Raw genomic sequence first — 10,936 nt, forward strand, 5'->3', positions numbered from 1 at the left:
CGATAGGATAATGGCGCCCATAACGCGCCGCGCCAATTAAGCAATAGCGCTAAAAACTATGTGGATGCGGATGCCGGATTCAACTGGTCGCCGGCCAGCCCGCTAACGTTGAAAGCCGGTTACCGTTATATCGGTATGGATGGAAAAAATTCCCGCGCCAATGAACGTCTGATTGACGGGCCTTATATCGGCGGCAAAGTAAGTTTCTAAGTCTGGCTACTATCCAGTACTGCTTCTGGTTATATCCAACAACCTTACACCAGGGGCGGCGCCGGCCGCCCCTGGTGATGATTATTCCACCTTAACATCAATCATTGGGGGAATATAACCATAATCGAACTCTTCCAGCACGAAGGTCTGTGCGCCTTTCAGTTTGATCAATACCGTGGGAGCTTCGGTTCCTCCGATACGATAGCTGTCTTCACCCGTCGGCACCGAATCAATGAAGGACGTCACCAGACCGTTGGGCATAACGTAGTGCGAGTAGGTCTGGTAAGGCTGTGAAGGGGGATTCCCCAGCACCAGGCCAGAACCATTCAGCGGCACGTAAGGCCCGAACAGGTTTTCACTGACGAACCCGTACACGCCGTCGGGCCCGGTGAGACCGTCGCCATAGGTAAACTTATGGCTGATGGTGAACAGATAATATTTTCCGTCCTGGAAAACAAAGTGCGGACGTTCGGTCTGGTCGTTAACGCCGACGGCGGTAATCAACGGCGGCAGCAGTTCCCAGTCATCCCCATCCTCGTCGCGGCACACCGCAATACCGATGCAGCCCGTTTGGAAGTGGGAATTACCGGCATCCTCGTAGCCCGGCGGCACATCGCCCAGTTCGTCGGGACCGACCACGTGCGAGCCACGCTCCCCGGCAACGTTGCCTTCAAACAACATATACAGCTTGCCGCTTTTCGGATCGCGGAACGGGCAGGGATCGCGGAAAGCCCAGTACGGGTTTTGGCTTTCGGTCTGGTACATTTTGCCATCCGCCTCAAACAGACTTTTCACCTTTTTAAAGCCTACCATTTCCACGCCGTTTTCCGTGGTCACTACGCGACCGCGCACTTTGACGACGGTCGCGCCCGGCGTTACGGCGGTGTAATACAGGTCAATTTCGCCGCGTTCGTTCAACAGAACCGGCGTACCGGCCCATTCGCGCGCGGTCGGCGACACCCCTTCGGCCATTACGCGACCGCCTATGATCCAGTCTTTGCCGGTGCGTGAATACCAGAAGTACATTTTTGCCCGGCCGTGGCGATCGTTCCAGTCGAGGGTGATATCGTAATTGCCCTGTTCGTCCTGATACTCCGGCGCAGTCGGGTTACGGTCGGCGGTCAGGGTGAAAATCACCGACCAGCCGTTAACCGAGGCGATATTGCCGTCAATATCGCGCAGCGGCATGGTGTCCCAGATAAACACTTCATCGCTCATCACCGGGAAATCCCCGCTGACCAGCGGTTGGGTGGTGGTCGGGTCGTATTCATTGACCTTCAGCGCATCGGCCCGCGACCAGATTGTCGCCTTTGTCGGCTTGTACGGCTGAATTCCTTTAAGGGAACTGGTAATGGTGCTTCTTGTTTCACTTTTAGCTTGATATAGTTCACTCATAATATTTCTCTCTTTATAAAAAATAAAAGCGGGCCAGATCAATAGATTTTATTTTCTGGCTACCGCTTTCTTTTAATTGGATAATTTTCACATGATAACAGGCACGCAACGCCCCTCCCGTCAATATAACGGGATATATTCATCATGGGAATTCAACAACATAAAAAATCACTTTATATCACGTTTATCAAATAATCCAGCGTCCACACCTCCTTTATAAAAAGTCAAAAAAATAGCTATAATAAAATAACTCATAAAGTAACCAGAATTACCTGATAAGTTTATTTCCTGGTTTTTTCATCATTCCCGATACGGTCATTGAAAAACCGCAATATCCCGCGACGAAGCTGTTCGACGCCGATAAACCCGATCATGCCCCCCAACGCCGGCACCAGCGTTTTGGGCAGCGAATAATACTCCAGCGACGCCACCGCCGTTAGGGTCAACGCCCCGCACAGCGCGCCCTCCAGCAACATGCGCTGACAGCTTCCGCCGACGTACGCCACGCGTAATATGGCGATAAAAATGGACAGCAGTACACCACCGGCGGGAACATCTCCGCGCCACCAGGCGTGTATTAATTCATAAATTCCTGCCCAGCTGAAGAAATTATTTTGCATATTTATCCGTCCCTCCAGAATGGATTAAGCCAATAGGAAATTTCTCATAAAACCGCCACTAATAAAAAAGCCCCGGAGTTACCCGGGGCTAAAATAAAAAAAGCCTGCTCGCGGCAGGCTTGATAATATGTTTATTGTTCGATGTGCCAATCACTACATCGCCATTATGGAAATAAATCTAGCCAGTTTTGGACAAGAGTGCAAGTATTAATTTAAAAAAATTTTAATTTTATCTCTCGCGCTTTATTGTTGCGGCGAGGTAATCAGGGAAAATAGTTTTTCTGCCGCCATAGCTTCCTGATAACACTGGGTAATAAGAGAGTCATAAAATATCTTCCAATTTCGTGACCATGTGCGCTGCGTTAACTCAGGCACCAGCGCTTTAATCACTTTATATGCCGTCGCGGATTTTACCGGTTTCATACCGCTGCCGCCGCAGCGCGGGCAGACTTTCTCTATTGTCGTCCCCGCTACGCGCGAGGCGACAAGATCGGTCACTTTTCCCCGTCCCCGGCAACGGCAGCGGGCTTGCGGATCGTCCGCGGTCCTGCCGTACTCCTCCACCGCCATTTTCGCCAGCAACAGTATACAGTTCGCCATCTGGCGTCCGGCGGCTATCGCCACCAGCTTTGGCGCCCGTTTCATGCCGATACGGGCAATCCCTTCTACCGCCTTGCGCTTTTCTGCGGCATCTTTGTTGTACTTGGCAAAAATAAGGCTAAGCCCCAATGCCTCATGTGATTGAACCACTCCCAGCGCCAGCAAAATCTCGCTGTATCCATCCCGCGATCCCCGTGAAGCGGTGCTGCCGCTCCTGGCCCGGCTGACGGGCCCGCCGCCGTCTTGCGCCCGGTAAACGGACGGCGGCGGCGCTTCCCGACAGGTAAACATTGATGAGGCTGACTTCGGGCCGCACAAGCTTAGCGCATATTCAATCTTCATCGCGATACCTCCATATAGCAGGCCGGCGCAGGCAGCCTGGCCGTTCTCGCAACGGACGTAGTGTCGGTTTACGTTCCATAAGGTCTTTCCTTTCGATCTTACCGTTAAATTATGTCGCACGGCCGCGGTACGCGGCCATCCCGTCACTGTTCCCTGCTGCTCTGGAAGTCAAAATTCAGTCATTTTTTTGTTGATTTTATTATCTGTAAAGCAGACTATAGTCAACTGAAATCAACAATACAACGAATAAATCCACACAGTGTTTATTTTTAAGTTGGTGAAAATGACAGAGCTAACCGAGCGCCTGCGCTATCTGATGCGCGAAGAGGGAATGAAGCAAAAGGATTTGGCCGAAATCGTGGGTACCTCACCCCAGACAGTGAATAACTGGTTGAAACGTGGAACGCTGAGCCGTGAATCCGCTCAGGCCATCAATGAAAAAACGGGTTATTCACTGGACTGGTTGCTCAACGGCATTGGCCAGCCGAAACCGGAAAGCAGTAATTTCAAGGCCTCCCGCCTGCATGTTACCGAGTGGGAGAGCATTGATAATGATGATGACGAATTTGTGGAGGTTCCATTGTTGGGTGTCAGGCTATCGGCCGGAGGGGGCGCATATGATATTGATGAAGACGAAGTGTACGCTCTTCCCTTTCGCGCCCATACGTTAAGACGGCTTGGTATTCAGGTGGAAGATACCCGCGTGGTTACCGTGATGGGCGACAGTATGGAGCCCAAGCTGTCGGACGGCGATAAAGTCGCCGTCAACCTGTCGGACAGGCAAATCCGCGATGGCAAAATGTACGCCATCCGCATGGGTGAACTGCAACGCGTCAAGGCGCTGATCAAGCGGCCGGATGGCAGCATCATCGTGCGTTCTTACAACCCGCTCTATGAAGACGAGGTGGTGACCAAGAAGCAGATCATCAACGGCGAACTGGCCGTTATTGGCCGCGTGTGGTGGGTATCCGCGCTGGTGTAAGTCCCCCCCGCAAGAGAAAGGCCGTGTCGGAACATGCCGTACCGCCTGCCGCCGTTCGTTTTTGCGCCCCCCTTTTAACAGCACAGAAAGGTCGTTACATCGTGCTCTCTTTTCAGGTAGGTCCCACGGAAACGGCGCCCCGCATAGCACTGCGGCGTTAAATCGGTCAGTAGCTCCAGCTCAAAGGCCTGGCTGACGCTATCCAGCGCGACCATTCTTGCATCCACAAAATCGAAATAGCGCTTAACCTGCGGATACAACGCCTTAAACAGACTCTCTTTAGCGGAAAAACTTAACGTCAACAAACAGCGAAACTCATCAGCCTGGGCGCGTAGCCAGTGATACTCATCTTCGTCCACAATGCCCGGCCACAGCGACTCGGCGCGTTTCGCCGACATAAACGTCTCGATATCCACCCCAACGCCGGAAAGCTCGGGACTGCGGATATGCGCGGCACACAATACGCTATCCGTATTATGACTTAAGGAGCCGGCGATATTTTCCGGCCATTGCGGTGACCGATCCTTAGCGCTGGACAGAACAAAATTCGGGTGCCCCAGCTTGACCAGCACCTGTTTAGCCAAACAGCGGCCGGCCAGAAACTCGGCGCGCCGTTTCGGCACGGAACGCGCCAGCTCATCAGAAAATGGCATATCAGCCGCGGTAAACAGCTCGTCGGTATAAGCTGATAAACGGAAATGACTGCGGGCGCAAAAACCAGGATAAATGGCGCCATCCTTTGCCTGCGGGAACGTTATCCATTCAACATCATCAATAAAAACAGAAAGCATGTCACTTTACTCTTGAAGGAGAATTACTCCCCGGGCGATCCAGCACCTTAACCATCCATGAATGATGGGCGACTCCCGCCCATCATCACTTAACCAAGCACCGTTACAATGCTAAAAAAAACCCTGCGATGCTGGCACTCATCAGGTTGGAAAGCGTACCCGCGGTTACCGCTTTCAAACCAAACCTGGCAATATCCTGACGCCGGTTCGGCGCCATACTGCCCAATCCTCCAATAAGGATAGCTATCGATGACAGGTTAGCAAACCCACAAAGTGCGAATGAAATAATCGCCTTGGTTTGATCGGATAACACCTGCAAGCCGGCGGCGGCGACCACGTCGTCCGCTTTCAGATATTCGCTGAAGTTCATGTAGGCGACAAACTCGTTGACGATCAGCTTCTGGCCGATAAATGAGCCGGCCTGCACCGCTTCATCCCAGGGCACGCCGATCAAAAACGCGACGGGCGCAAACAGCCAGCCTAAAATCAGCTCCAGCGACAGCTGCGGGTAGTTAAACCAACCGCCGACGCCGCCGAGAATACCGTTAAGCAAGGCGATCAAAGCGATAAACGCCAGCAGCATGGCGCCCACGTTCAGCGCCAGCTGCATACCGGAAGCCGCCCCGCTGGCAGCGGCGTCGATAACGTTGGCCGGTTTGTCTTCCGCATCGACAAACCCGCTGATTTCATCGCGGTCATGGGTATTCTCGGTTTCCGGCACCATCAGTTTCGCAAACAACAGACCGCCGGGAGCCGCCATAAAGGAAGCCGCGATCAGGTATTCCAACGGCACCCCCATCTGCGCATAGCCAGCCATGACGGAACCGGCGATGGATGCCAGACCGCCGCACATCACGGCGAATAATTCCGACTGGGTCATATTGGCGATATACGGACGAACCACCAAGGGCGCCTCCGTCTGACCGACGAAAATATTCGCCGTGGCGGAAAGTGATTCGGTGCGCGACGTACCCAGCAATTTCTGTAGCCCGCCGCCAAGCAGCCGAATCACCCATTGCATCACGCCCATGTAATAGAGCACGGCGATAAGCGATGAGAAGAAAACGATAATAGGCAGTACGCGAAGCGCAAAAACAAATCCGCCGCCGCCAAATACTTCGAACATTTTGTCAGAAACCAGGCCGCCGAACATAAAAGATACGCCCTGATTGCCATAGGAAATGACGTTCGCCACCCCTTCCGTCATGCCGCCCAGCACCCGGCGTCCTAACGGAACATATAACACCAATGCGCCAATACCGATCTGAAGAAGGAAAGCGCCCAGTACCGTGCGCAGACTGATGGCTTTCCGATTGCTGGAAAGCAGGACTGCAAATAATACCAGTGCCGCCATGCCGATGAGACTCATAAAGAGTTGCATGTGAAGTTCCCTTTAGCGCGAGATAACAATAATTTTTTGCCGACCAAAAACGGTGATTACCATCAATCGCCATAAAAACAAGCAACCGATAGCCCGACAAGACCGGAAACGGCCTCTATCGGTGGAGCCGATTATAAAGGCAGGATCTGAACAGAGGCCAATTTATGTCACAAATTCATACAACACCGAACAACCGAAAACATATAATAGTGATCTTCATCACATTTTTATCACTATTATAAGAATTAACGTTGGCTATTTCGCAATGCGTAGTGACAGAAAGCGTCTTGAAAACAATTAGCAGGCCGAACTGCGCTACCTGTGCGGCGGCAATGCGAACAGTCGGCAGGTGTTGTGATACATCGCGGCCGCGATATCAACGGCGGGTTCGGGCCTTAACCGGCACAGCGACTGAAAAACCTGGTTTATCCGCTCCGGGCGGTTTGGTTCTCCCTGGTAGCCGCAAACCGGCATATCCGGCGCATCGGTTTCCAGCAACAAACTGGCGAGGGGCAAACGGGCGATCGCCTGACGCGTCTTGTTGGCCCGCGGATAGGTAATGGTGCCGCCGACGCCGATATAATAGCCGAGGCGGATAAAAGCCTGCGCCTGTTCCAGGCTGCCGGAAAAACCGTGGATCACGCCGGTGCGCGGCACCTCGCTACGGCGCAATAATTGCGCCAGCCGATCGTGGCTGCGCCGCGAGTGCAGAATAACCGGAAGATCGTAGCGCTGCGCCAGCTTAAGCTGAGCGCCAAGCAGCGCGCACTGCCGCTCAAACTGCGGCTCCGGCATATACAGATCCAGCCCAATCTCTCCCACGGCCGTCAGCCTGGCCGGACTTTGCCGCAGGCGGTCTTCCAGCAGCTCCAGGTCTGCGTCGCGGTGATCGGCAATATACAGCGGATGCAACCCAAGGGCGGCATAGAGGGGCGGATGGTTAGCGGCCAACGCCAGCACGCGTTCAAAGTAGCGCGCCGCAACGGCAGGAATAATAATACGTTCGACACCCGCTTCTGCAGCCAGACGCAGGCTTGTCAGCTCACGATCGCTAAACGGCGGAAAATCGAAATGGCAGTGGGTATCAATAAAATGATGAGGTATGGCGGGGGGTGCGGTAAGCATAGGCTCAAGCGCCATAAACTTGACAGGGATAATCGATCTGTCGCGGCACATCCTTCGCTGCCGCCAGCAAACCGGCAACAAAAATACGCGTTTCCAAGCTATTTACCCTCAGTGTAAAACCGTCTTCTCCGAGGATACCTTTTCGTGCTCTTTTCCGTAACCTTCTTGCAGTACGCCGGATAAATAACCGTGGTTTCCTTCCAGCCAGGCGCAGTCACTGTCAAACCATTCGGCCCATAGGGACCAGAAATTCCCTTTCCACTGTTTCCATTTGCCAACAGCGATGTCACTATTCATCATACCCCTCCTGATAAACGTTCGAAGTTAAGCAAATACCATCAACACAGTATGCCGGATAAATATGACAGCCACATGGTGTGACCGTCCTATTTTCAGCCTTTGGCGTTATTTATCTTACCACCAGCGCCTGAGGTTATCAGGAATCTGGCTACGGTCGTTTTCGACCGGCGAACAGACTCACCAGGAACAGAATAATCCCGACAACAAAGACGATTTTAGCCGCTCCCGCTGCCGTCCCTGCCAAGCCACCAAACCCCAGTGCCGCGGCAATCAACGCAATCACTAAAAAGATAATACCCCAACGAAACATACGCTCTCCTTACCAGAAAACTGAAAATCGTGACGGCAATCGAAAAACATCCGGATTGCGTATCCACACGGTGGTTGGTGCTGTTTTTTACCGGTTATGGCAGGTTATCCGGCCAGAGCGGACAACTCTGCCCCTTGCCTGACGTTACGACTTGATCGTCAAATCATTTTTGACGCTTTTAACGCCGTCGACCGCTTTGGAGACGCTTTCAGCGCGTTCTGCCTGAGCCTGATTGTCGACGGTACCGCTAAGCTGTACCACGCCCGCATGGGTTTCCACCTTCACTTTACGGGAAGGGACGATGTCGTCCGCCAGCAGCTTCGCTTTGATCGAACTGGTGATTACCGCATCATCGGCATAGGCGCCGACAGACTGCGACGCACTGTCTTTAACCTGCAGCTTGTCGCTGACAGACTTCACCCCTTCCACGCTGCCGGCGATTTGCACCGCGTGGGCCGAGACCTCCTGGCTGCTGACGAAGCCGCTCAGGGTAACCACCCCGTTAGTGGTGGCCACGGAGATATCGCCGCTTTTGATGGCCTTATCTTCCAGCAGCGCGCTTTTTACCTTGGCCGTGGTTGCGCTGTCGCTTACATAGCCGGACGCTTTGTCCGCGGAACTATCGATTTTTTCACCAGTAGTACTTGCTATACGCTGTATTTTTTGTCCCACCGTATCTTCCGCCAGCGCACTACCGCCAGCCAGAATAGAACCCAGTACGACCACCAGCAGTGACTGTGTAAATTTGGTCTTTTTCATCGATTTCTTCCCTTTATGTTTTTATGTGCCCGACGCATGGCGGCGCGGTCCACGTTAACGCGGTGATTACGAATGCTATTCAGAATATTGCCGTTATGCTTGTTAACTTATTGCTCGTCGTTTATGTCATTTAAATGATAAAAAACGGAGCAATACATTGTTAATTCATATAAAAATAAAACAATGAACCACCTTAGATCTCGTCAACAGTTAAACAAACTAAAACACTTAACACGTTGTTAACTATAGACCACTATGGTCAAAATCACAGGGGAATATCGATAAAAGAGGCGCAACCCAGGGGAATTCAGATTTGTCTGTGGCATGCTCTTCAGGCATAACATGCGTTGACGATAGAGAGAACCAGATGATAAATAATCATAAATTGAAAAAAACACCCGCACCAGCCATGATTTATTCATGACCCGGCCGGGTGTTCAAATCTCACGCCAAACGGCGTGAGATTTATACAGCGCGGATTAATGTTCGCGCGTTTTATGGAACTCGACTTCAGGGTAACGTTCCCGCGTCAGGTTAAGATTGACCAGCGTCGGCGCGATATAAGCCAGATTGTCGCCGCCGTCCAACGCCAGATGCTGTTCGTTCTTGCGTTTGAACTCCTCAAACTTTTTCACATCGGCGCACTCGACCCAGCGCGCGGTGGAGACATTGACGGATTCATAAAGCGCTTCCACGTTGTATTCGCTCTTCAGGCGGGCGACCACCACGTCAAACTGCAATACCCCTACCGCGCCGACGATAAGATCGTTATTGGTCAGCGGACGGAATACCTGCACCGCCCCCTCTTCGGACAGCTGTACCAGGCCTTTCAGCAACTGCTTCTGTTTCAACGGATCGCGCAGGCGTATGCGGCGGAACAGCTCAGGCGCAAAGTTCGGGATACCGGTAAATTTCATCTCTTCGCCCTGGGTAAAGGTATCTCCAATCTGGATGGTGCCGTGGTTATGCAAGCCGATGATATCGCCGGGATAGGCCTCTTCAACGTGAGAACGGTCGCCCGCCATAAAGGTCAGCGCATCGGAAATCACCACGTCTTTGCCGGTACGCACCTGACGCAGCCTCATCCCTTTCTCATACCTGCCGGACACCACGCGCATAAACGCCACCCGGTCACGGTGTTTCGGGTCCATATTGGCCTGAATTTTAAACACGAAACCGGTGAATTTTTCCTCGGCCGCCACTACTTGGCGCGTATCGGTTTTACGCGGCATCGGCGCCGGCGCCCAGGCGACCAGCCCATCCAGCATATGGTCGACGCCGAAGTTGCCCAGCGCGGTACCGAAAAACACCGGCGTCAGATCGCCGGACAGGAAAGCATCCAGCTCAAACTCATGGGATGCCCCTTGCACCAGCTCCAGCTCTTCACGCAGTTGCTGCGCCAGATCTTCACCCACCGCCGCGTCCAGATCCGGGTTATCCAGCCCTTTTACGATGCGCACTTCCTGAATCGTATGGCCTTTACCGCTCTGGTAAAGATAGGTCTCGTCTTTATAGAGGTGATAAACCCCTTTGAACAACTTGCCGCAGCCAATCGGCCAGGTGATGGGGGCGCAGGCGATCTTCAGCTCGCTTTCCACCTCATCCAGCACTTCCATCGGGTCGCGGATATCGCGGTCCAGCTTGTTCATAAACGTCAGGATCGGCGTATCGCGCAGGCGCGTTACCTCCATCAGCTTACGGGTACGATCTTCCACCCCTTTCGCCGCATCAATCACCATCAGACAGCAGTCCACCGCCGTCAGCGTACGGTAGGTATCCTCGGAGAAGTCTTCATGCCCCGGGGTATCCAGCAGATTGACCAGACAGTCATGATAGGGAAACTGCATCACCGAAGTGGTAATGGAGATACCGCGCTGTTTTTCCATCTCCATCCAGTCGGACTTCGCATGCTGGCTCGAACCACGCCCTTTTACCGTACCGGCGGTCTGGATCGCCTGCCCGAACAGCAACACTTTTTCCGTAATGGTGGTTTTACCGGCGTCGGGGTGGGAAATGATGGCGAAAGTTCGTCTTTTCGCGACTTCGCGGGCGTATTCACTTGGAGACATGATTTTCAGGTTTCTTCTGTTAGCCACCCGGCGTCGGCATCAAGTCAAAATC

12 protein-coding genes are annotated in these 10,936 nt (G+C 53.0%); 2 read left to right on the top strand and 10 right to left on the bottom strand.

All coding sequences use genetic code 11. The features are described 5' to 3' along the window. Positions 1-60 precede the first annotated feature (60 nt). A complete protein-coding gene (locus tag EH206_RS19815; RefSeq protein WP_083832804.1) occupies positions 61-210 on the top strand; it encodes a YfaZ family outer membrane protein in 150 nt (49 codons plus the stop codon). An 81-nt stretch (positions 211-291) separates the two neighbouring features. On the opposite strand, the gene EH206_RS19820 is transcribed toward EH206_RS19815, so the two are convergent. The 3 genes from EH206_RS19820 to EH206_RS19830 form a co-directional block, all read right to left on the bottom strand. Beyond that, complete coding sequence (locus tag EH206_RS19820; RefSeq protein WP_009114565.1) at positions 292-1,605, bottom strand: glycoside hydrolase family 68 protein; 1,314 nt, start codon at positions 1,603-1,605, stop codon at positions 292-294. Between the two features lie 281 nt (positions 1,606-1,886). Continuing rightward, positions 1,887-2,225, bottom strand: coding sequence for a phage holin, lambda family (locus EH206_RS19825; protein WP_009114566.1), 339 nt, complete (start codon positions 2,223-2,225; stop codon positions 1,887-1,889). A 243-nt stretch (positions 2,226-2,468) separates the two neighbouring features. Next, complete coding sequence (locus tag EH206_RS19830; protein ID WP_009114567.1) at positions 2,469-3,167, bottom strand: antitermination protein Q; 699 nt, start codon at positions 3,165-3,167, stop codon at positions 2,469-2,471. 283 nt (positions 3,168-3,450) lie between these two features. Here EH206_RS19830 and EH206_RS19835 point away from each other — a divergent pair, with 283 nt between their 5' ends. Next, positions 3,451-4,149, top strand: a complete 699-nt coding sequence (locus tag EH206_RS19835; protein WP_009114568.1) for a LexA family transcriptional regulator — start codon at positions 3,451-3,453, stop codon at positions 4,147-4,149. 74 nt (positions 4,150-4,223) lie between these two features. Here the strand turns inward: EH206_RS19835 and EH206_RS19840 are convergent, their stop codons facing one another. The 7 genes from EH206_RS19840 to prfC all read right to left on the bottom strand — a co-directional run bounded on the left by EH206_RS19840 (position 4,224) and on the right by prfC (position 10,884). Continuing rightward, positions 4,224-4,940 carry a 4'-phosphopantetheinyl transferase family protein gene (locus EH206_RS19840; protein ID WP_009114569.1) on the bottom strand — a complete coding sequence of 239 codons (717 nt, stop codon included), beginning with the start codon at positions 4,938-4,940 and terminating at the stop codon, positions 4,224-4,226. A 103-nt stretch (positions 4,941-5,043) separates the two neighbouring features. Further along, positions 5,044-6,321: a NupC/NupG family nucleoside CNT transporter gene (locus EH206_RS19845; protein WP_009114570.1), complete on the bottom strand. Its 1,278-nt coding sequence runs from the start codon at positions 6,319-6,321 to the stop codon at positions 5,044-5,046. A gap of 315 nt (positions 6,322-6,636) precedes the next feature. Further along, the gene (locus tag EH206_RS19850) at positions 6,637-7,446 is read right to left on the bottom strand and encodes a TatD family hydrolase (RefSeq protein WP_040344142.1); all 810 of its coding nucleotides are present in this window, start codon (positions 7,444-7,446) and stop codon (positions 6,637-6,639) included. A gap of 108 nt (positions 7,447-7,554) precedes the next feature. After that, complete coding sequence (locus EH206_RS19855) at positions 7,555-7,743, bottom strand: CsbD family protein (RefSeq protein ID WP_009114572.1); 189 nt, start codon at positions 7,741-7,743, stop codon at positions 7,555-7,557. Positions 7,744-7,894: 151 nt separating this feature from the next. Beyond that, entirely contained in the window at positions 7,895-8,056 is a 162-nt protein-coding gene (locus EH206_RS19860; protein WP_009114573.1) for a DUF1328 domain-containing protein, read from the bottom strand. 144 nt (positions 8,057-8,200) lie between these two features. Continuing rightward, on the bottom strand, positions 8,201-8,815 hold the full coding sequence (osmY, locus tag EH206_RS19865; RefSeq protein WP_009114574.1) for a molecular chaperone OsmY: 615 nt from the start codon (positions 8,813-8,815) through the stop codon (positions 8,201-8,203). A 479-nt stretch (positions 8,816-9,294) separates the two neighbouring features. Continuing rightward, entirely contained in the window at positions 9,295-10,884 is a 1,590-nt protein-coding gene (gene prfC / locus EH206_RS19870) for a peptide chain release factor 3 (protein ID WP_009114575.1), read from the bottom strand. Positions 10,885-10,936 lie beyond the last annotated feature (52 nt).

This window comes from Brenneria nigrifluens DSM 30175 = ATCC 13028, from assembly GCF_005484965.1.
Lineage (GTDB): Bacteria > Pseudomonadota > Gammaproteobacteria > Enterobacterales > Enterobacteriaceae > Brenneria > Brenneria nigrifluens.

Bases quoted from the DNA above. Each gene is read 5' to 3' on its own strand.
- EH206_RS19835 (WP_009114568.1), top strand. From the start codon at position 3,451: ATGACAGAGCTAACCGAGCGCCTGCGCTATCTGATGCGCGAAGAGGGA.
- EH206_RS19820 (WP_009114565.1), bottom strand. From the start codon at position 1,605: ATGAGTGAACTATATCAAGCTAAAAGTGAAACAAGAAGCACCATTACC.
- EH206_RS19860 (WP_009114573.1), bottom strand. From the start codon at position 8,056: ATGTTTCGTTGGGGTATTATCTTTTTAGTGATTGCGTTGATTGCCGCG.
- prfC (WP_009114575.1), bottom strand. From the start codon at position 10,884: ATGTCTCCAAGTGAATACGCCCGCGAAGTCGCGAAAAGACGAACTTTC.
- osmY (WP_009114574.1), bottom strand. From the start codon at position 8,815: ATGAAAAAGACCAAATTTACACAGTCACTGCTGGTGGTCGTACTGGGT.
- EH206_RS19855 (WP_009114572.1), bottom strand. From the start codon at position 7,743: ATGAATAGTGACATCGCTGTTGGCAAATGGAAACAGTGGAAAGGGAAT.
- EH206_RS19840 (WP_009114569.1), bottom strand. From the start codon at position 4,940: ATGCTTTCTGTTTTTATTGATGATGTTGAATGGATAACGTTCCCGCAG.
- EH206_RS19850 (WP_040344142.1), bottom strand. From the start codon at position 7,446: ATGCTTACCGCACCCCCCGCCATACCTCATCATTTTATTGATACCCAC.
- EH206_RS19825 (WP_009114566.1), bottom strand. From the start codon at position 2,225: ATGCAAAATAATTTCTTCAGCTGGGCAGGAATTTATGAATTAATACAC.
- EH206_RS19845 (WP_009114570.1), bottom strand. From the start codon at position 6,321: ATGCAACTCTTTATGAGTCTCATCGGCATGGCGGCACTGGTATTATTT.
- EH206_RS19830 (WP_009114567.1), bottom strand. From the start codon at position 3,167: ATGAAGATTGAATATGCGCTAAGCTTGTGCGGCCCGAAGTCAGCCTCA.